Genomic DNA, 18,784 nt, shown 5'->3' with positions numbered 1-18,784 from the left:
GATTAGTGAGCCTCCCCCGTCCCGCAGAGTGCCGCGACGATTTTGTCCATCGCCGCGCTACGGGAACCTTTGATCAGAATTGTGGTGTTTGTGTCCTGCTCGCTGACCAGCGCCTGGATCAGGCTGGCCTGGTCGGCGAAGTGGCGGCCCTGGGCACCGAACGCAGCGACTGCGTGGGCCATCAGCGGACCGACGGCGTACAGTGCGCTGACCTTGCCGCGGGCGTAGTCGCCCACGTCGCGGTGGCCCTGCTCGGCCCATTCGCCCAGCTCGCCCATATCCCCGAGCACCAGGACGGTGCGGCCGGAAAAGCCGGCGAGTATATCAACGGCCGCGAGCATGGACGCGGGGTTGGCGTTGTAGCTGTCGTCGATCACGCGCATGCCGCTGGGCGCGAGCTGCGCTACGGCGCGGCCTGCGACGGGCTGCAGGTTTTCCAGGCCGGCCTTGATCCCGACCAGCGGCACGCCCAGGGCATGCGCCGCGGCGACGGCGGCCAGGGCATTGGCGACGTTGTGCGCCCCCAACAGATTGAGCTGGATGTCCGCCGCACCGGCCACGCCCTCGAGGCGGAAGGCCATGCAACCGCGGGCATCGCGGGCCAGGTTCTCGGCGCGCAGGTCGGCGCTGGCGTCGTTCAGGGCGAAGCTCAGCACCTTGCGCCCGGCGGCACGCGCTTGCCAGGTGGCGAAGGCGCGGTCGTCACGATTGAGCACCGCCACGCCATCGGCGGGCAGCCCTTCGAGAATCTCGCCCTTGGCTTCGACGATCTTTTCCGGACCACCGAACTCGCCGACGTGGGCGGTGCCGGCATTGTTGATGATGGCGACCTGGGGCCGGGTAAGGCCGACAGTGTAGAGGATCTCGCCGACACCGGACGCACCCAGCTCGATGACCGCACTGTCGTGCCCGGCGCCCAGCTCCAGCAGGGTCAGGGGTACGCCGAGGTCGTTGTTCAGGTTGCCACGGGTGGCCAGCACGGAGCCCTGGGTACGGAGGATGCTGGCGAGCATCTCCTTGACCGTGGTCTTGCCGCTGGAACCGGTGACCGCCGCCACGCGGCCGGTGAAACCGTCACGGTTGTATGCGCCCAGGCGCCCCAGGCCATCACGGGTATCGGCCACCAGCAGCTGTGGCAGCGGCGCACCCGGCACTTCGCGCTGGACCAGGGCGGCCACCGCGCCCTTGGCGGCGACCTCGGCGAGGTAGGCATGGCCATCGAAGCGCGGACCGACCAGGGCAACGAACAGCTGCCCCGGCTCTATCTTGCGGCTGTCGCTGGAGACCCCGGTGAAGGCGACGTCGGCACCCAGCAGCTCGGCCTGCAGCGGACCCAGCAGTTCCGACAGGCGGAAGGGTTTAAGCATGGGGGACCTCCCAGGCATCCAGGGCCTTGGCGGCTTCCTCGAGGTCGGAGAAGGGCTGGCGCACGCCGGCGATCTCCTGGTAGTCCTCATGGCCCTTTCCGGCCAGCAGCACCACGTCGTCCGTGCCGGCGCTGCGGATCAGCTGGGCGATGGCCTGGCCACGGCCGGCGACGAACTCGACCTGCTGCGCGTCGACGAAGCCGGGGCGGATGTCGGTGAAAATCTGTGCAGGCTCTTCGCTGCGCGGGTTGTCGTCGGTCACCAGCACCTGGTCGGCCAGGCGTTCCGCCACGGCCGCCATCAGCGGACGCTTGCCGCGATCGCGATCGCCACCGCAGCCGAACAGGCAGAGCAGACGGCCACGCACGTGGGGACGCAGGGCCTGCAGGACTTTCTCCAGGGCATCCGGCGTGTGGGCGTAATCCACCACCACCAGCGGCTTGTCGTCACCGCCCAGGCGCTGCATGCGGCCCACCGGCCCCTGCAGCGACGGCAGGACATGCAGCACTTCGTCCAACGGGTAGTCCATGGCCAGCAACGCGCCGACCACGGCCAGCAGGTTGCTCAGGTTGAAGCGCCCCAGCAGCGGGCTGCGCAGCAGGCCCTCGCCTTGCGGGGTGACCAGTTGGGCGCGCACGCCGTGGTCGTCGAAGCGGGCTTCACGGCAATAAAGGAAGGCGCTGGCGTCTTCCAGGCTGTAGCTGAACAGGCGCGACTCGCGCGACTCGGCAGCCAACTGGCGGCCGAACTGGTCGTCGAGGTTGATCACCCGGGCACGCAACTCGGGCCAGGCGAACAGGCGTGCCTTGGCCTCGGCGTAGGCTTCCATGGAGCCGTGGTAATCCAGATGGTCACGGGACAGGTTGGTGAACACCGCCACATCGAAATCCAGCGCGGCGACACGGCCCTGCTCCAGCCCATGGGAGGAGACTTCCATGGCGACCGCGCGCGCGCCGGCCTGCTTCAGGCCGGCCAGGGTGGCCTGCACGGCCAGCGGATCGGGAGTGGTATGGCGGCCGCTTTCCAGCTCGCCGTAGAAACCGGTACCCAGGGTGCCGACTATCCCGCAGCGCTCGCCCAACTGGTCGAGGGCCTGGGCCAGCAGCTGGCTGACACTGGTCTTGCCGTTGGTGCCGGTGACCCCCACCAGACGCAGGGCACGGCTCGGCTCGCCATAGAAGCGCCCGGCGATGGCCGACAGCTGGCCGGCCAGGCCCTTGATCGGGATGAGTTCGGCGCTGCCGGCCTGGTAATGCTCGGCGCCGGCCGCCTCATAGGCCACGGCTACCGCGCCACGGGCCACGGCATCGGCAATATGGGCGCGACCATCCTGCTGGGCACCGGGGACGGCCAGAAACAGGTCGCCCGGACGTACCTTGCGGCTGTCCAGGGTCAGTTCACGAATCAGGGTGGCGCTCTGCGCCTGGAGCAGTAACTGGTTCAATGGCATGGGCATCAGATTCGCCCTCCTTTGCCGGTGGCCGCATTCGCGGTCTGTTGTTCCTCGGTGGGCAGGTTGTCGGGCGCGATGTTCATCAGACGCAGCGCGCCGGCCATGACCTTGCCGAATACCGGGGCCGAGACCAGGCCGCCGAAATAGCCCGCCTTGCTGGGTTCGTCGATCACCACCACCATGGCGATGCGCGGGCTGGTGGAAGGAGCGAAACCGGCGAACAGCGAGCGGTAGGCGTTCTGGGTGTAGCCCTTGCTACCTACGCTGGCTTTACGCGCGGTGCCACTCTTGCCGGACACGTGGTAGCCGGGGACCTGGGCGCGGAATACGCCGCCCGGCGCTTCGACCACTTGCTGGAGCATGCCCTGGAGGGTCTTGGCGACCTGCTCGTCGATCACTTGCACGCCTTCGACCTGGTTGTCGGTACGGGTCAGCGACAGCGGCACGCTCTTGCCGTTGTTGGCGATCACCGAATAGGCGTGGGCCAGCTGGATGGCGGTCACCGACAGGCCATAGCCGTAGGCCAGGGTCGCGGTCTCGGCCTTGGGCCACTTGCGGTGGTTGGGCAGATTGCCGACGCGCTCGCCGGGGAAGCCGAGGCCGGTGTCCTGGCCCAGCCCCACCTGCTGCATGACGCGGTAGATGGACTCGGCGCCGATGTCGAAAGCAATCTTGCTGATACCGACGTTGCTGGACTTGATCAGGATGCCGGTAAGGTCGAGCGCGCCAGTGGCGCGCGAAACGTCGCGAATGGTATAGCGGCCGATCTGCAGGGTACCGGGATAGACGTCGACGGTATCGGTGGGCTTCCAGCGCCCGCTTTCCAGGGCGGCACTCATGGAAAACGGTTTGACCGTGGAGCCGGGCTCGAACACGTCGATCATGGCGCGGTTACGCATTGCCGCCGGCTGCAGGTTGCGGCGGTTGTTCGGGTTGTAGGTGGGCTGGTTGGCCATGGCCAGCACTTCGCCGGTCTTCACGTCCATGATCACCAGGCTGCCGGCCTTGGCGCCGTTCTCCACCAGCGCGTTGCGCAGCTCGCGGTGGGCCAGGTACTGCAGGCGCAGGTCGACGGACAGGGCCAGGGTCTTGCCCGGCTTGGCATTGCGCGCCACCTGCACATCCTTGATCAGGCGGCCACGACGGTCCTTCAGCACCTGGCGCTTGCCGGGCACGCCGGCCAGCCACTCGTCGAAGGACAGCTCGACGCCTTCGCGGCCACGGTCATCCACGTCGGTGAAGCCCACCACATGGGCGGTCACTTCGCCGGCCGGGTAGAAGCGGCGGAACTCTTCGATGCCGTAAACGCCGGGCAGCTTGTGGGCGAGGATAGCCTGGCCCTGTTCTGGGGTGAGGCCACGCTCCAGGTACATGAACTCGCGGTTGGCGTTCAGTTCGATGCGCTGAGCGAACGCCTTCGGGTCCAGGCCCAGCACCTCGGCGATCCGCGGCCACTGATCGCGCAGGCCCATCAGGTCCTTGGGGTTGGCCCAGAGGGTGGTGACCGGGGTACTGACGGCCAGGGGCTCGCCATTGCGGTCGGTGATCAGACCGCGGTGGGCGGGAATCGGGATGTGCCGCACACTGCGCGCATCGCCATGGGCCTTGAGGAAGTCATGGTCGATCACATGCAGGTCGACGATGCGCCAGGAAATGGCGCCGACCATGATGGCGAGCAGGCCCAGCACAACCCGGAAGCGCCAGGGATAGAGCGCGCCTTCGAGCTTCATCATGGCGCCACCATCCGTACTTCGGCCGGATCAGGGATGCGCAACTTCAGCTGCTCGCTGGCCAGGGACTCGATGCGGTTATGGGCGGTCCAGGTGCTCTGCTCGAGGATCAGCCGCCCCCACTCGGCCTGCGCCTTGTCGCGCACGCTCAGCTCGGTATAGAGCTGGTTGAGCAACTGGCGATTCCAGTGGGCGCTGTAGGACACCGCGATAGCGGAAAGCAATACGCCAAGGAACAGCAGCAGCATCAACAGGCTGCCGCCGGGCAGGGGCTTGGCGTAGGGGCGGCTCATCGTAGCTTCTCCGCCACGCGCATGACCGCGCTGCGCGAGCGCGGGTTGGCCTTGAGCTCTTCCTCGGAAGCGTATTGCGGCTTGCCCAGCAGCTTCAGGCGCGGCTCGAAGACTGCGTGGCGCACCGGCAGGTCGCGAGGCAGCTTGTCGGCCTCGCCCTTGGCGTGCTTGCGCATGAACTGCTTGACGATGCGGTCTTCCAGGGAATGGAAGCTGATCACCACCAGGCGGCCACCGACCGCCAGGGCCTCGAGCGCGGCATCCAGCCCCTGCTCCAGGTCTCCCAGCTCGTTATTGACGTGGATGCGGATGCCCTGGAAGGCGCGGGTCGCGGGGTTCTTGCCCTTCTCCCAGGCCGGGTTGGCGGCAGTCAGCACGGCCGCCAGGTCCGCAGTACGCTCGAAAGGCTTCTCGGCACGGCGCTGCACCACGGCACGGGCCATGCGCTTGGCGAATCGCTCTTCGCCGTAATCCTTGAAGACCCGGGCGATCTCCTCCTCGCTGGCGCTGGCGATCCACTGCGCGGCGCTCTGGCCACGATCGGGATTCATGCGCATGTCCAGCGGGCCGTCGTTGAGGAAACTGAAGCCGCGCTCCGGATCATCCAGTTGCGGCGAGGACACGCCAAGGTCGAGCAGAACGCCGTCCACCTTGCCGTCCAGGCCTTGTACGCGCACCTCATCGCCGAGTTCGGCAAAGCTGCGCTGCACAATGACAAAGCGGCCATCTTCGGCCGCCAGAGCTTGCCCCGTCGCAATCGCTTGCGGGTCCTTGTCGAACCCCAGCAAGCGACCTCCGGGCCCAAGCCGCTCGAGGATGAGGCGGCTATGCCCCCCTCGCCCGAACGTGCCATCCAGGTAGCAGCCGTCCGCGCGCAGGGCGAGTCCTTCCACAGCCTCTTCGAGCAGTACGGTGATATGACGGAAGCTGCTGGTCGCGCTCACAGGATTAGGTCACGTAGTTCGTCCGGCAGGCCGCCGGGTTGTTTGATTGCCATGAGATCAGCCTCGGAAATCGCGTTCCAGGCATCCTCATCCCACAGTTGAAATTTGTTCAGTTGGCCAACCAGCATTGCCCGCTTGTCCAGCCCGGCGTGCTCACGCAGGCGCGGCGGAACGAGAAAACGACCTGCGCTATCAAGCTCCAGGTCCACGGCATTGCCGATCAGCAGACGTTGCAGGCGACGAGTTTCCTCGCGCAGGGAAGGCAACTCTCGCAGCTTGGCTTCGATGAGCTCCCATTCAGGCAGGGGATAGACAGTCAAACAGGCGTCGACAGCGTCGATGGTCACGATGAGCTGCCCAGCGCAACGCGTCATGAGCTCATCACGATACCGGCTTGGCATCGCGAGTCGCCCCTTTGCGTCGAGACTGATGGCGTTGGCTCCGCGAAACACGGCTGCGCTCCCCCTTTGATTGGCTTTCCTTGCCAGTAAGTCCCACTTCTACCCACTTCGCTCCACTTCCGCACACTATAGAAATGCGCCAGCCCCACCGTCAAGGCAGGAAAAAGGGGAAAATTCCTTACAGGACGGCAATTTAGCGAGGGATTGGCGGGGTTTTGGAAGGTTTCGCAGGGACAAAGGCAGAGCAAAATCCAGTACTTACAGCGAACTGAACTTCAAACTTAAAGTGAATTGTTAAGAGTAAGATCTTTTCGGTATTTCGACGGCAGGGAAGAGAACGCTGCGCAGCTAAAGCGGAGGGAAAGAAGTAGAGAGTCGATCTGTAAGCCGGGTTCTGTCGAGGACAGTCATTCATCTACGGCTGCCATCACTGACAGCCTTTAGCAACCTACCCGAATCCGACGCGGGCCGCGCCATGGATTCCTATTTGGTCTTGCTCCGAGTGGGGTTTGCCTAGCCACGAACTGTTACCAGTCGTGCGGTGCGCTCTTACCGCACCTTTTCACCCTTACCGGCGCTTACGCGCTTAGGCGGTTATTTTCTGTGGCACTTTCCGTAGGCTTGCGCCTCCCAGGCGTTACCTGGCACTCCGCCCTATGGAGCCCGGACTTTCCTCCCTCTCATAATCGACGAACGAAATGAGACAGCGACTGTCCGATCGACTCTCTGCCGCCAAGGTTAACGGCAGGCGGCCGGAAGAACAAGCTCAGGAATCGCCCTGCCGCTCCAGAGCCGCCTGGTAGAGCAGATTCTTGCGTACGCCAGTGATCTCCGCCGCCAGGGCAGCGGCACGTTTGAGGGGCAACTCCCCCAGCAGCAGGTCGAGCACCCGCAGCGCCTCCGCGCTCAGGGCGCCCTCGCCTTCCGGGGCCTGCCAGCCACCCACCAGCACGACGCATTCGCCTCGCTGCTGATTGGAGTCCGCGGCGACCCAGCCGCACAACTCGCCCAACGGCGCGCCCTTCAAGGTCTCGAAGGTCTTGGTCAATTCTCGGGCCAGCACCGCAAGGCGATCGCCGCCGAACACCTCGCGCATATCCTCCAGGGATTCCAGCAGACGGTGCGGCGCTTCGTAGAAGATCAAGGTGCGCGGCTCTTCCTTTATCTGCTCCAGACGGCCACGGCGAGCATTGGCCTTGGCCGGCAGGAAACCCTCGAATATGAAGCGATCCGACGGCAGGCCGGCGGCCGACAGCGCCGCGACCAGCGCACAGGCGCCGGGAACCGGAACCACGGAAACCCCGGCCGCGCGCGCCTGGCGCACGAGATGGAAACCCGGATCGGAAATCAGCGGTGTGCCGGCGTCGGAAATCAGCGCCACATCGTCGCCCGCCTGCAAGCGCGCCAGGAAGCGCCCGCCCTGGTCGCGCTCGTTGTGCTCGTGACAGGCCGCCAGCGGCGTCTCGATGCCGAAGTGCTGCAGCAGGCGGATCGAGTGCCGGGTGTCTTCGGCGGCGATCAGCGCCACCTCGCGCAGCACCCGCAGGGCCCTGGCGCTGATGTCGTCCAGGTTGCCGATGGGCGTCGCCACCACGTAGAGGGTGCCGGGAGCGCTGCCGGAGGCGGAAGAAAGGGTCACTGGGCACCTCGGAAAGGACTGAAAGCGCGCATTGTATCCCTATTCACAGGACCGACATCGCGCCCCACCCGGGCCTTGGGTACAATCGCGTCTTTCTTTCAACGAGTATCGGGACCGATAAATGATCGCTTGCCTGCGTCCGCTCTCCGCCCTCTGCCTCGCCGGCCTGCTGGTTGCCTGCGCCAGCTCGCCCTCGTCCAGCCTCGGCGAACTGCCCCGCACCCCTGAGGCCAGCATCGAGCAGTTGCTGCAGCAGGCCAGCGAAGCCGAGCCGGAGGAAGCGGTCCTGCTGCGCCTGTCCGCCGCCGACCTCGCCTACCAGCAGCAGGACATTGGCCGCTCGGCACGCATCCTGGAGCAGATCCCGCTGGAAGGCCTGAAGCCCGCCCAGCAGATATTCGCCAGCACCCTGGCCGCCGAGCTGGCCATGGCCCGCAACCAGCCCAAGAGCGCCCTCAAGGCCCTGAGCCATCCGAGCCTGGAGCGCCTGGCCGAACTGCCGGTGGAGCAGCAGGTACGCACCCAGCTGGTCCGCGCTCGCGCCCTGGAGGCCGACGGCCAGAACCTCGCCGCTGCCCGCGAGCGCGTGTTCATCGCCCCGCTGCTGAGCGGAAACGCGGCCAACGCCAACCACGAAGCCATCTGGGGCCTGGTCTCCAGCCTGCCGCTGGAGCAACTGCAAGGCGGTGGCGACAACGACCTGGCCGGCTGGCTCGAGCTGGCCCGCCTGACCAAGACCTCCTCCACCCTGGAACAACAGCAGGCCGCCATCGACGACTGGCGCGCCCGGAATCCCGACCACCCCGCGGCCAAGCAGCTGCCGGAGCCCCTGACCAAGCTGAAGGAGATCGCCGGCCAGCCGCTGACCAAGATCGCCCTGCTGCTGCCCCAGGAAGGCCAGCTCGCTTCGGTGTCCCGCGCCCTGCGCGACGGCTTCCTGGCCGCCCACTACCAGGCCAAGCAATCCGGCCAGCCACAACCGGCCATTGCCCTCTACGACAGCTCGAAACTGACCTCCATCGACGAGTTCTACCGCCAGGCCCAGGCCGACGGCGTGCAACTGGTGGTCGGCCCGCTGGAGAAGCCGCTGGTGAAGCAGCTCAGCACCCGCGAGCAGCTGCCCATCACCACCCTGGCCCTGAATTACAGCGACGCCGGCCAGGAAGCCCCGGCGCAGCTCTTCCAGTTCGGCCTCGCCGCCGAGGACGAAGCCCGCGAGGTCGCTCGGCGCGCCTGGGCCGACGGCATGCGCAGCGCCGTTGCCCTGGTCCCTCGCGGCGAATGGGGTGACCGCGTGCTGAGCGCCTTCCAGCAGAGCTGGCAGGCCGCTGGCGGCCGCCTGATCGCCGCCGAACACGTCGACCAGCCGGTAGCCCTGGCCCAGCAGATCGCCGACCTGTTCCAGCTGCGCCAGAGCGAAGCCCGCGCCAAGCGCCTGCAAGGCACCCTGGGCGTGCCGGTGGCCGCACAGCCAGCACGCCGCCAGGACGTCGACTTCATCTTCCTTGCGGCAACGCCGCAGCAGGCCCAGCAGATCAAGCCGACCCTGGCCTTCCAGTACGCGGGCGACGTGCCGGTCTACTCCACTTCGCACCTCTATGCCGCAGGCAACGACCAGACCCAGTACCAGGACCTGAACGGCATCCGCTTCTGCGAGACCCCCTGGCTGCTGAATGGCGACGATCCGCTGCGCCAGCAGGTGGGCAGCCAATGGCCGCAGGCCGGCGGCAGCCTGGGCCGGCTCTACGCCATGGGCGCCGACGCCTACCGCCTGGCACCGCGCCTGGCGCAGCTGAAGGCCCTACCGGACACCCAGGTGGACGGTCTGTCCGGCCGCCTCAGCCTCAATCCCGCCCGCCGCATCGAGCGCCAGCTGCCCTGGGCCGAGTTCCGCGATGGCCAGGTACAGCGACTGAAAGACAGCGACTCTTGAGTGACGCCCGCAGCCGCGGGCAGGCGGCGGAAGCCCTTGCCCGCGCTCATCTCGAAGCAAATGGACTGCGCCTGCTGTCGCAGAACTGGCTGTGCCGGCGCGGCGAGCTCGATCTGGTCATGCTCGACGGCGATACAGTAGTATTCGCCGAAGTCCGCTATCGGCGTCATGCCGGTTGGGGCGGCGCCCTCGAGAGCGTCGATGCCCGCAAGCGCGAAAAACTGGCTTACGCCGCCCAGCAGTTCCTCCAGCAGGAATCCCGCTGGGCAAGATACCCTTGTCGATTTGATGTGATTGCCGTCGAAGCAATGGACGGCGATTCGCCCCCGCGACTGACCTGGCTGAAGAACGCCTTCGACACCTGATCGGTCGCCCCACTGAAGGTCTTACCCGATGGACATGCAACCCCGTATCCGCCAACTCTTCCAGGCCAGCATCGACACCAAGCTGCAGGCCATGGAACTGCTGGCCCCGCACATCGAGCACGGCAGCATGGTGATGGTCCACGCGCTGCTCAATGAGGGCAAGATCCTGTCCTGCGGCAACGGCGGCTCGGCCGGCGACGCCCAGCACTTCTCCTCGGAGCTGCTCAACCGCTTCGAGCGCGAGCGCCCGAGCCTGCCCGCCGTGGCGCTGACCACCGACAGCTCGACCATCACCTCCATTGCCAACGACTACAGCTACAACGAAGTCTTTTCCAAGCAGATCCGCGCGCTCGGCCAGCCGGGCGACGTGCTCCTGGCGATTTCCACCAGCGGCAACTCGGCCAACGTGATCCAGGCCATCCAGGCCGCCCACGACCGCGAAATGGTGGTGGTGGCCCTGACCGGCCGCGACGGCGGCGGCATGGCCTCGCTGCTGCTGCCCGAGGACGTGGAGATCCGTGTTCCGTCCAAGGTCACGGCGCGCATCCAGGAAGTGCACCTGCTGACCATCCATTGCCTCTGCGACCTGATCGACCGCCAACTGTTTGGGAGTGAAGAATGATCCGTTCCCCTCTGATCCTCGCCGGCCTGGCCCTCTGCCTCGCACTGTCCGGGTGCGGTGGCCGCACCGTCGGCAAGACCATCGACGACCAGTCCCTGCCATCCAAGGTGCGCGCCAAGGTCGAAGGCGCCAGCCCTGACCTGAAAACCAACTCGCACGTCGTGGTCGCCAGCTATAACGGCGTGGTCCTGCTCGCCGGCCAGACGCCGCGCACCGACCTCAAGGAACTCGCCGGCAAGGCCGCCCAGTCCGCCCAGGGCGTACGCCGCGTACACAACGAATTGCAGGTTCTGCCGCCCTCCTCCACCCTGGCGCGACTGAACGACAGCACCATCACCACCAAGATCACCACCCAGCTGCTGGCCGACGAAAAGGTTCCCAGCTCGCAGATCAAGGTGGTAACCGAGAACGGCATCGTCTACCTGCTGGGCCTGATCACCCGCCAGGAGGCCGCCCTGGCCACCAGCATCGTCCAGAACGTCTCGGGCGTGCAGAGGATCGTGCGGCTCTTCGAGTACACCAACTGACCGATCCGACAGGCACAAAAAAGGCGATCCACTGGATCGCCTTTTTTGTTACTTGACCACCTTCAGGCTGGGCCTGCCGCTGGGACGCGAGGGGTCGCCTCCCGAACTCGGCGGCTCGCCACCGGACGGGCCGTCGCCCTCGGGGCCAGGCTCGTCGTCCGACAATGGCGGCTCAAGATCGAAGACCATGCCCTGGCCATTCTCCCGGGCATAGATGGCCATGACCGCCGCCGACGGGATGTAGAGGCTGTGAGCCACACCACCGAAGCGTCCTTCGAAGCTCACGGCCTCGTTGTCCATGTGCAGGTGGCGCACGGCGCTGGGCGATACATTGAGCACGATCTGGCCGTCATTGGCATAGCCCGTCGGCACCTGCACACCCGCATGCTCGGCATTGACCAACAGGTGGGGCGTGCAGTCGTTGTCGACTATCCACTCGTAGAGAGCACGAACCAGGTAGGGGCGACTGGAGTTCATCTTGGTCTCCTCAGCGCATGTCGCGTTCGACGTCGGACAGGCTGGCTCGGAAGGAATCCCGAACGAAGGCCCGCTCCATATAGTCCAGAAGGGGCTTGGCCGGCCGCGGCAGCTCGATGCCCAACAGGGGAAGGCGCCAGAGTATCGGCAACAGGCAGCAGTCCACCAGACTGAAATCTTCGCTCAGAAAGTAGGGCTTGTCCGCAAACAACGGCGATACGCCGGTCAGGCTCTCGCGCAGCTCCTTGCGCGCCAGGGCCTTGTCGGCGTCCTTGCTGCGAGGATCGAGGATACGATCCACCAGCGAACACCAGTCGCGCTGCACGCGGTGAATGAGCAGGCGGCTGTTGGCGCGAGCCACCGGATAGACCGGCAGTAATGGCGGATGGGGGTAGCGCTCTTCGAGATACTCCATCACCACGGTCGACTCATAGAGCGCCAGATCACGGTCCACCAGGGTCGGCACGCTGCCGTAGGGATTGACCTCGGCCAGCTTGGGCGGGCAGCGTCCGGGCTCGACATTGATGATTTCGGCAGCGACACCTTTCTCGGCGAGCACGATGCGTACGCGATGGGAATAGTGGTCGGCAGGGTCGGAATAACAGGCCAGCCTGTTGGTGACGGCCATTGCGCCCTCCTCACTCGGGATTATTCAGGGGCAAAAAGACGCGCGCGCCCACTAAGGGCGCGCGCTTCGTACTACGGTGCAGCAGTGTATCAGTGCACGTCCTTCCAGTACTCACGCTTGAGCAGGTAGGCGAACACGAAGAAGAACGCCAGGTACAGCAGGACGTAGGTACCGACGCGCTGGCTTTCCAGCTTGACCGGGTTGGCGGAGTAAGCGAGGAAGGTCACCAGGTTCTGGACCTTCTCGTCGAACTCGGCTTCGGTCAGCTTGCCGGTCTTCGGCACCACGGTGAGCTGGTCGCACGCTTCATGAGTCAGCGGAGCGCCGGTCAGCGGATCGAACTGCTTCTTGCCGTCTTCCACCACCTGAACCTGCTTGCAACCTACGACCTGACGGCCTTGCAGGCTGACCAGGACGTTCGGCATGCCGACGTTCGGGAAGACCTTGTTGTTCACGCCCCACGGACGTGCAGGATCTTCGTAGAACGAGCGCAGGTAGCTGTACAGCCAGTCGGTGCCGCGCACGCGGGCCACCAAGGTCAGGTCGGGCGGAGCCGCACCGAACCAGACCTTGGCGTCCTGGGGCTGCATGCCGATCTTCATGTGGTCGCCGATCTTGGCGCCAGTGAGGACCAGGTTTTCCAGCATCAGTTCTTCGGGAATGCCCAGATCCTTGGCCACGCGCTCGTAGCGCTGGAACTTGGCACTGTGGCAGCCCATGCAGTAGTTCGCGAAGGTACGCGCGCCGTCCTGCATGGCAGCCTTGTCGGTCAGATCGATGTCGACCTTGTCCAGATGCACTTCACCACCGCTCGCGAAGGAAAGAGCCGGCAGCGCAGCAAATACAAATGCAGCAAATAGCTTTTTCATTAGCCCGTCACCCTTTCCGGAACCGGTTTGGTTTTTTCCATCCTGGTGTAGAACGGCATCAGGATGAAGTACGCGAAGTACAGGGTGGTGCACACCTGCGACAGCAACGTACGGCCCGGGGTCGGCGCCAGAACACCCAGCACGCCGAGGATGACGAAGGACACGCAGAACACCAGCAGCCAGATCTTGCTCAGCCAGCCCTTGTAGCGCATCGATTTCACCGGGCTGCGGTCCAGCCACGGCAGCACGAACAGTACAGCGATGGCAGCGCCCATGGCGATTACGCCGAGCAGCTTGTCCGGTACCGCACGGAGAATCGCGTAGAAGGGGGTGAAGTACCACACCGGCGCGATGTGCTCAGGGGTCTTGAACGGGTTGGCCTGTTCGAAGTTCGGCTTCTCGAGGAAGTAACCGCCCATTTCCGGGAAGAAGAACACCACGAAGCAGAACACGAAGAGGAATACCACTACGCCGACGATGTCTTTCACGGAGTAGTAGGGATGGAACGCGATGCCGTCCAGCGGAATGCCGTTCTCGTCCTTCTTCTTCTTGATGTCCACGCCGTCCGGGTTGTTCGAACCCACCTCGTGCAGCGCCAGGATGTGCAGCACGACCAGGCCGAGCAGGACGATCGGCAGGGCGATCACGTGCAGGGCGAAGAAGCGGTTCAGGGTGATGCCGGAGATCAGGTAGTCACCACGGATCCACTGGGTGAGGTCATCGCCCACCACCGGGATGGCACCGAACAGCGAGATGATCACCTGGGCACCCCAGTAGGACATCTGGCCCCAGGGCAGCAGGTAGCCCATGAAGGCCTCGGCCATCAGGGCGAGGTAGATCAGCATGCCGAAGATCCACACCAGCTCGCGCGGCTTCTGGTAGGAACCGTAGAGCAGGCCGCGGAACATGTGCAGGTAGACGACGATGAAGAACGCCGAAGCACCGGTGGAGTGCAGGTAGCGGATGATCCAGCCGTACTCCACGTCGCGCATGATGTATTCAACGGACGCGAAGGCTTCCTCGGCGGAGGGAGTGAAACTCATGGTCAGCCAGATACCGGTGAGGATCTGGTTGACCAATACCAGCAGTGCCAGCGAACCGAAGAAGTAGAAGAAGTTGAAGTTCTTCGGGGCGTAGTACTTGCTCAGATGGTCTTCCCACATCTTGGTCGCGGGGAAGCGCGCATCGACCCATTCCATGAACTTGCTCATCAGGCCTTCTCCTGGTCCACACCGACGATGATGACGTCATCCGTCTCGTACGAATACGGCGGCACCGGCAGGTTGATCGGCGCGGGTTGCGCCTTGTAGACACGGCCGGCGAGGTCGTAGCGGGAACCATGGCAGGGGCAGAAGTAGCCACCGACCCACTCGGCACCCAGGTCAGCCGGGGCGACTTCCGGGCGGAAGGACGGCGAGCAGCCCAGGTGGGTGCAGATACCGACCAGGACGAGGATTTCCGGCTTGATCGAACGGCTGACCGGATCCACGTAGGTCGGCTGCACGGAAACCTTGGACTCCGGGTCGGCCATGCGGTCGTGGATCTTCGGGAGATTCGCAAGGATCTCCTCGGTACGACGCACGATGAACACCGGCTGACCGCGCCATTCGGCGATGATCTGCTGGCCGGCCTCGACCTTGCTTATATTCACCTTGACCGGTGCACCCGCGGCCTTGGCCTTGGCACTGGGCAGCCATGACCCCACGAACGGGACCGCAGCCCCCACCGCTCCCGCCGCACCGACCACGGACGTGGCCGCTACGAGGAAGCGACGCCGGCCTGCATTCACGCCGTCATTGCTCATTCAGTCGTCTCCCATCAGCTTTTGTGGCCTGTTGTTCAGGCCTCTACTAAGTAAAAAATCGAGCCGCGCAAAAAATTCGCCAAATGGTAAAGAAAACCCCCTTTGCTGACAAGGTAATAGCCGGATACAAATTGGCCGAAAGCCTTGAATGACGGGGGATCCGGGCGTGCGACAAGCTGTCGCAGGGCATAACTTTCAGCGCATAAAAAAACGCCCAGCTCCGAAGAAACTGGGCGTTTTTTGCAAGCGTCGAATTAACGCTTGGAGTACTGCGGACGCTTACGCGCTTTACGCAGACCGACTTTCTTACGCTCAACTTCGCGGGCGTCGCGAGTGACGTAGCCGGCCTTGCGCAGCGGGCTGCGCAGGGTCTCGTCGTACTCGATCAGGGCGCGGGTGATACCGTGACGGATAGCACCAGCTTGACCGCTCACACCACCGCCAACGACGGTGACGTAGATGTCGAACTTCTCGACGGTCTGGGTCAGCTCCAGCGGCTGACGCACGACCATGCGAGCGGTTTCGCGACCGAAGAAGGTATCCAGGGTGCGATTGTTGATGGAAATCTTGCCAGTGCCCGGACGCAGGAAGACGCGAGCGGTAGCAGTCTTACGACGGCCAGTGCCGTAGTTTTGAGTCGCCGACATAATGAACTATCCCGTTAAATCTTCAGTTCTTGGGGCTGCTGAGCGGTGTGCGGGTGAACAGCACCCTTGTACACCTTCAGCTTGCGATACATGTCGCGGCCCAGCGGGTTCTTCGGCAGCATGCCTTTGACCGCGGTCTCGATCACGCGCTCGGGGGCCTTGGCAATCAGCTTCTCGAAGTTGATTTCCTTGATGCCACCCGGGAAACCGGAGTGCGAGTAGTACATCTTGTCGGTGGTCTTGGCACCAGTAACACGTACCTGCTCGGCATTGATCACGACGATGTAGTCGCCGGTGTCAACGTGAGGGGTGTATTCCGGCTTGTGCTTGCCACGCAGACGGCTGGCAATTTCGGTGGCCAGACGACCCAGGGTCTGACCTGCAGCGTCGACGACGTACCAGTCGCGCTTAACAGTTTCCGGTTTTGCAGTAAAAGTCTTCATTCGCTATAGCCTCAGGGGCCGCCCTGAAAATAAGACGGCGGATCTTACTGAATAGTGCTCGCCCTGGCAAGACCAAGGCAGCCGGAAACAGACGCTATCGGGGGCTCGGGTCAGCGCGTCCGCTACGGCAAAGGTTCTTTCGGCAGGCTAGGCATCCCCGCCTTCCTCCTCCGCGAGCTAGGCATCCCCGCGAAGAAAGCCGCGGAATTATGCCGATTGCAGGAAAAATTTCAACCTGATTTCATGCATCCTTTCACTTGAACCAAGGAGGCAGCGATGGAATACCGCCAATTGGGCCGCACCGACCTCAAGGTCAGCCGCCTTTGCCTGGGCACCATGACCTGGGGCGAGCAGAACACCGAGGCCCAGGCGTTCGCCCAGATCGAGCGCGCCAAGGCCTACGGGATCAACTTCATGGACGCGGCGGAGATGTATCCCGTACCGCCGAGGGCGGAGACCTACGGCGCCACCGAGAGCATCATCGGCAACTGGTTCGCCAAGCGCGGCGATCGCGCCGACTGGATCCTCGCGAGCAAGGTGGCCGGGCCCGGCAACGGCATCAGCCATATCCGCGGCGGCGCCCTCAAGCACAATCGCCAGCACATCACCGCCGCCCTGGACGCCAGCCTCGAACGCCTGCAGACGGACTGGATCGACCTCTACCAGTTGCACTGGCCCGAGCGCAGCACCAACTTCTTCGGCCAACTCGGCTACCAGCACCAGGAGCAGGACTTCACCCCGCTGCGGGAAACCCTCGAAGTCCTCGGCGAGCAGGTCAAGGCTGGGAAGATCCGCCATATTGGACTGTCCAACGAAACCCCCTGGGGCACCATGAAGTTCCTCCAGCTCGCCGAGCAGCTCGGCCTGCCCCGCGCCGTATCGATCCAGAATCCCTATAACCTGCTCAACCGCACCTTCGAAGTGGGCCTGGCCGAAGTGGCGATCCGCGAGCAATGCGGTCTGCTGGCCTATTCGCCCATGGCCTTCGGCATGCTCTCCGGCAAGTACGAGAACGGCGCGCGCCCGGCCAACGCGCGGATCACCCTGTTCAGCCGCTTCACGCGCTATACCAACCCGCAGTCCCAGGCGGCCTGCTCGCGCTACGTGCAACTGGCACGGGAGCACGGCCTGGACCCGGCACAGATGGCCCTGGCCTTCGTCACGGCGCAACCCTTCGTGACCAGCAACATCATCGGCGCCACCTCCCTGGAGCAGCTGGAGGCGAACCTGCGCAGCACCGAGCTGAAGCTTTCCGAAGAGGTGCTGGAAGGCATAGCCGCCATTCACAAGGACCAGCCGAACCCGGCACCCTGAGAACGAAGAAGCCCGGCCAATGCCGGGCTTCTTCCATTCATCGCGGGCTCAGACCAAGGAGCGGGCGATGATCTCCTTCATGATCTCGTTGGTGCCGGCATAGATCCGCTGCACCCGCGCATCCGCCCAGGCGCGAGCCACCGCGTACTCCCACATGAAGCCGTAGCCGCCGTGCAGCTGCACGCACTCGTCGAGCACCTTGCATTGCAGATCGGTGCCCCAGTACTTGAGCATCGCCGCAGTGGGCACATCCAGCTTGCCTTGCAGATGCAGCTCCAGGCAGCGGTCGACGAAGACGCGGCCGACCTGGATCTCGGTGGCCATCTCCGCCAGCTTGAAGCGGGTGTTCTGGAACTCGGAGATGGACTTGCCGAACGCCTTGCGCTCGCGGGTGTAGTCCAGGGTCCAGTTCAACGCCGCCTCGGCCGAGGCCAGGGCGCCGACGCCCACCGTCAGGCGCTCCTGGGGCAGTTCCTGCATCAGGTAGGCGAAGCCCTTGCCCGCCTGGCCCAGCAGGTTTTCCCTTGGAACGCGCACGTCCTGGAAGAACAGCTCGGCGGTGTCCTGGGCCTTCATCCCCACCTTCTCCAGGCGCTTGCCCTTGGCGAATCCGGGCGTGTCCGCCTCCACCAGGAACAGGCTGGTGCCCTTGGCGCCGGCCTTGGGATCGGTCTTGGCCACCACTATCACCAGGTCGGCCAGGAAACCGTTGGTGATGAAGGTCTTGGAGCCGTTGATGACGTACTCGTCGCCATCCAGCACTGCGGTGGTCTTCACCCCCTGCAGGTCCGAGCCGGCCCCGGGCTCGGTCATGGCGATGGCGGTCACCAGTTCACCACTGACCAGCCTGGGCAGGTACCTCTGCTTCTGGGCCTCGGAGCCGTAATGGAGGATGTAGGGCGCGACGATGTCGGAGTGCAGCGAGAAACCGATTCCGGTCAGACCGAGGCGGCCGATCTCTTCGATCACCACGGCGCTGTAGAGGAAGTCCGCGCCCATGCCGCCGTACTCCTCGGGAATGTGCGAACAGAGCATGCCGGCCTCGCCGGCCTTGTTCCACAGCGTGCGGTCGATATGGCCGTCCTTCTCCCACTGCTGGTGATACGGCACCGCCTCCTGCTCGAGGAACTTGCGCACACTGTCGCGAAACAGTTCGTGGTCGGAGCTGAACAGGGTTCTCGGGATCATGGCATCACCTTGAATGACACTTGGGTCGTGTGGGTTCGGAGGCAACCGACTCTAGGCCAGTCCCCTCTTCGGCCATACTGGACACTTAGGACAAAAAATAAGACGATCCAGCCGTTGAATGACCGCTTTCCCCTAATAAG

The 18,784-nt window shown here is 64.5% G+C and carries 20 protein-coding genes and 1 other RNA gene; 5 read left to right on the top strand and 16 right to left on the bottom strand.

Going from position 1 to position 18,784, the window contains the following annotated elements:
* Positions 1–2: 2 nt before the first annotated feature.
* The 8 genes from murF to rsmI form a co-directional block, all read right to left on the bottom strand.
* Positions 3–1,367 (bottom strand): UDP-N-acetylmuramoyl-tripeptide--D-alanyl-D-alanine ligase, encoded by a 1,365-nt coding sequence (gene murF, locus E8F11_RS21245; protein WP_280290852.1) that lies wholly within the window; start codon positions 1,365–1,367, stop codon positions 3–5.
* Positions 1,360–2,823: a UDP-N-acetylmuramoyl-L-alanyl-D-glutamate--2,6-diaminopimelate ligase gene (gene murE, locus E8F11_RS21240; protein WP_280290851.1), complete on the bottom strand. Its 1,464-nt coding sequence runs from the start codon at positions 2,821–2,823 to the stop codon at positions 1,360–1,362. Before murE ends, murF begins: the two co-directional genes overlap by 8 nt.
* Positions 2,823–4,550 carry a penicillin-binding transpeptidase domain-containing protein gene (locus E8F11_RS21235; RefSeq protein ID WP_280290902.1) on the bottom strand — a complete coding sequence of 576 codons (1,728 nt, stop codon included), beginning with the start codon at positions 4,548–4,550 and terminating at the stop codon, positions 2,823–2,825. Before E8F11_RS21235 ends, murE begins: the two co-directional genes overlap by 1 nt.
* Entirely contained in the window at positions 4,550–4,843 is a 294-nt protein-coding gene (gene ftsL / locus E8F11_RS21230; RefSeq protein ID WP_280290850.1) for a cell division protein FtsL, read from the bottom strand. Before ftsL ends, E8F11_RS21235 begins: the two co-directional genes overlap by 1 nt.
* Positions 4,840–5,787, bottom strand: coding sequence for a 16S rRNA (cytosine(1402)-N(4))-methyltransferase RsmH (gene rsmH, locus E8F11_RS21225; RefSeq protein WP_280290849.1), 948 nt, complete (start codon positions 5,785–5,787; stop codon positions 4,840–4,842). Before rsmH ends, ftsL begins: the two co-directional genes overlap by 4 nt.
* Positions 5,784–6,239, bottom strand: a complete 456-nt coding sequence (gene mraZ / locus E8F11_RS21220; RefSeq protein ID WP_280290848.1) for a division/cell wall cluster transcriptional repressor MraZ — start codon at positions 6,237–6,239, stop codon at positions 5,784–5,786. The genes rsmH and mraZ overlap by 4 nt, the downstream gene beginning before the upstream one ends.
* A 316-nt stretch (positions 6,240–6,555) precedes the next feature.
* Positions 6,556–6,914, bottom strand: an RNA gene (gene rnpB / locus E8F11_RS21215) — RNase P RNA component class A.
* 40 nt (positions 6,915–6,954) lie between these two features.
* On the bottom strand, positions 6,955–7,827 hold the full coding sequence (gene rsmI, locus E8F11_RS21210; protein ID WP_280290847.1) for a 16S rRNA (cytidine(1402)-2'-O)-methyltransferase: 873 nt from the start codon (positions 7,825–7,827) through the stop codon (positions 6,955–6,957).
* 121 nt (positions 7,828–7,948) lie between these two features.
* Between rsmI and E8F11_RS21205 the strand changes: the two genes are divergently transcribed.
* From E8F11_RS21205 to E8F11_RS21190, 4 genes are read left to right on the top strand one after another with little or no spacing between them, the layout of a single operon-like run.
* Positions 7,949–9,760, top strand: a complete 1,812-nt coding sequence (locus E8F11_RS21205; protein ID WP_280290846.1) for a penicillin-binding protein activator — start codon at positions 7,949–7,951, stop codon at positions 9,758–9,760.
* Positions 9,757–10,125 carry a YraN family protein gene (locus E8F11_RS21200; protein ID WP_280290845.1) on the top strand — a complete coding sequence of 123 codons (369 nt, stop codon included), beginning with the start codon at positions 9,757–9,759 and terminating at the stop codon, positions 10,123–10,125. The genes E8F11_RS21205 and E8F11_RS21200 overlap by 4 nt, the downstream gene beginning before the upstream one ends.
* 28 nt (positions 10,126–10,153) lie before the next feature.
* Positions 10,154–10,747 carry a phosphoheptose isomerase gene (locus E8F11_RS21195; protein WP_280290844.1) on the top strand — a complete coding sequence of 198 codons (594 nt, stop codon included), beginning with the start codon at positions 10,154–10,156 and terminating at the stop codon, positions 10,745–10,747.
* Positions 10,744–11,274 carry a BON domain-containing protein gene (locus E8F11_RS21190; protein ID WP_280290843.1) on the top strand — a complete coding sequence of 177 codons (531 nt, stop codon included), beginning with the start codon at positions 10,744–10,746 and terminating at the stop codon, positions 11,272–11,274. Before E8F11_RS21195 ends, E8F11_RS21190 begins: the two co-directional genes overlap by 4 nt.
* Before the next feature lie 48 nt (positions 11,275–11,322).
* Here the strand turns inward: E8F11_RS21190 and E8F11_RS21185 are convergent, their stop codons facing one another.
* The 7 genes from E8F11_RS21185 to rplM all read right to left on the bottom strand — a co-directional run bounded on the left by E8F11_RS21185 (position 11,323) and on the right by rplM (position 16,142).
* Positions 11,323–11,751 carry a ClpXP protease specificity-enhancing factor gene (locus E8F11_RS21185; protein WP_280290841.1) on the bottom strand — a complete coding sequence of 143 codons (429 nt, stop codon included), beginning with the start codon at positions 11,749–11,751 and terminating at the stop codon, positions 11,323–11,325.
* 10 nt (positions 11,752–11,761) lie between these two features.
* Positions 11,762–12,379 (bottom strand): glutathione S-transferase N-terminal domain-containing protein, encoded by a 618-nt coding sequence (locus E8F11_RS21180; protein ID WP_280290839.1) that lies wholly within the window; start codon positions 12,377–12,379, stop codon positions 11,762–11,764.
* An 89-nt stretch (positions 12,380–12,468) separates the two neighbouring features.
* On the bottom strand, positions 12,469–13,248 hold the full coding sequence (locus E8F11_RS21175) for a cytochrome c1 (protein WP_280290838.1): 780 nt from the start codon (positions 13,246–13,248) through the stop codon (positions 12,469–12,471).
* Positions 13,248–14,459, bottom strand: a complete 1,212-nt coding sequence (locus E8F11_RS21170) for a cytochrome bc complex cytochrome b subunit (protein ID WP_280290837.1) — start codon at positions 14,457–14,459, stop codon at positions 13,248–13,250. The genes E8F11_RS21175 and E8F11_RS21170 overlap by 1 nt, the downstream gene beginning before the upstream one ends.
* Complete coding sequence (petA, locus tag E8F11_RS21165; RefSeq protein WP_280290836.1) at positions 14,459–15,052, bottom strand: ubiquinol-cytochrome c reductase iron-sulfur subunit; 594 nt, start codon at positions 15,050–15,052, stop codon at positions 14,459–14,461. The genes E8F11_RS21170 and petA overlap by 1 nt, the downstream gene beginning before the upstream one ends.
* Before the next feature lie 254 nt (positions 15,053–15,306).
* The gene (gene rpsI / locus E8F11_RS21160; protein WP_280290835.1) at positions 15,307–15,699 is read right to left on the bottom strand and encodes a 30S ribosomal protein S9; all 393 of its coding nucleotides are present in this window, start codon (positions 15,697–15,699) and stop codon (positions 15,307–15,309) included.
* Positions 15,700–15,713: 14 nt separating this feature from the next.
* A complete protein-coding gene (rplM, locus tag E8F11_RS21155; protein WP_016490991.1) occupies positions 15,714–16,142 on the bottom strand; it encodes a 50S ribosomal protein L13 in 429 nt (142 codons plus the stop codon).
* 276 nt (positions 16,143–16,418) lie between these two features.
* Between rplM and E8F11_RS21150 the strand changes: the two genes are divergently transcribed.
* Complete coding sequence (locus E8F11_RS21150) at positions 16,419–17,456, top strand: NADP(H)-dependent aldo-keto reductase (protein ID WP_280290834.1); 1,038 nt, start codon at positions 16,419–16,421, stop codon at positions 17,454–17,456.
* Between the two features lie 48 nt (positions 17,457–17,504).
* Here E8F11_RS21150 and E8F11_RS21145 read toward each other — a convergent pair whose 3' ends face one another.
* A complete protein-coding gene (locus E8F11_RS21145) occupies positions 17,505–18,644 on the bottom strand; it encodes an acyl-CoA dehydrogenase family protein (RefSeq protein WP_280290833.1) in 1,140 nt (379 codons plus the stop codon).
* Between the last annotated feature and the right edge of the window lie 140 nt (positions 18,645–18,784).

This window comes from Pseudomonas sp. BN417 (genome assembly GCF_029871205.1).
Taxonomy (GTDB): domain Bacteria; phylum Pseudomonadota; class Gammaproteobacteria; order Pseudomonadales; family Pseudomonadaceae; genus Metapseudomonas.
This window is presented reverse-complemented; position numbering and strand designations above follow the sequence as displayed.

Coding starts and splice junctions, on each gene's coding strand:
- murF (WP_280290852.1), bottom strand. CDS start 1,367: ATGCTTAAACCCTTCCGCCTGTCGGAACTGCTGGGTCCGCTGCAGGCC.
- murE (WP_280290851.1), bottom strand. CDS start 2,823: ATGCCCATGCCATTGAACCAGTTACTGCTCCAGGCGCAGAGCGCCACC.
- E8F11_RS21235 (WP_280290902.1), bottom strand. CDS start 4,550: ATGAAGCTCGAAGGCGCGCTCTATCCCTGGCGCTTCCGGGTTGTGCTG.
- ftsL (WP_280290850.1), bottom strand. CDS start 4,843: ATGAGCCGCCCCTACGCCAAGCCCCTGCCCGGCGGCAGCCTGTTGATG.
- E8F11_RS21205 (WP_280290846.1), top strand. CDS start 7,949: ATGATCGCTTGCCTGCGTCCGCTCTCCGCCCTCTGCCTCGCCGGCCTG.
- E8F11_RS21195 (WP_280290844.1), top strand. CDS start 10,154: ATGGACATGCAACCCCGTATCCGCCAACTCTTCCAGGCCAGCATCGAC.
- E8F11_RS21190 (WP_280290843.1), top strand. CDS start 10,744: ATGATCCGTTCCCCTCTGATCCTCGCCGGCCTGGCCCTCTGCCTCGCA.
- E8F11_RS21185 (WP_280290841.1), bottom strand. CDS start 11,751: ATGAACTCCAGTCGCCCCTACCTGGTTCGTGCTCTCTACGAGTGGATA.
- E8F11_RS21180 (WP_280290839.1), bottom strand. CDS start 12,379: ATGGCCGTCACCAACAGGCTGGCCTGTTATTCCGACCCTGCCGACCAC.
- E8F11_RS21175 (WP_280290838.1), bottom strand. CDS start 13,248: ATGAAAAAGCTATTTGCTGCATTTGTATTTGCTGCGCTGCCGGCTCTT.
- E8F11_RS21170 (WP_280290837.1), bottom strand. CDS start 14,459: ATGAGCAAGTTCATGGAATGGGTCGATGCGCGCTTCCCCGCGACCAAG.
- petA (WP_280290836.1), bottom strand. CDS start 15,052: ATGAGCAATGACGGCGTGAATGCAGGCCGGCGTCGCTTCCTCGTAGCG.
- rpsI (WP_280290835.1), bottom strand. CDS start 15,699: ATGTCGGCGACTCAAAACTACGGCACTGGCCGTCGTAAGACTGCTACC.
- rplM (WP_016490991.1), bottom strand. CDS start 16,142: ATGAAGACTTTTACTGCAAAACCGGAAACTGTTAAGCGCGACTGGTAC.
- E8F11_RS21150 (WP_280290834.1), top strand. CDS start 16,419: ATGGAATACCGCCAATTGGGCCGCACCGACCTCAAGGTCAGCCGCCTT.
- E8F11_RS21145 (WP_280290833.1), bottom strand. CDS start 18,644: ATGATCCCGAGAACCCTGTTCAGCTCCGACCACGAACTGTTTCGCGAC.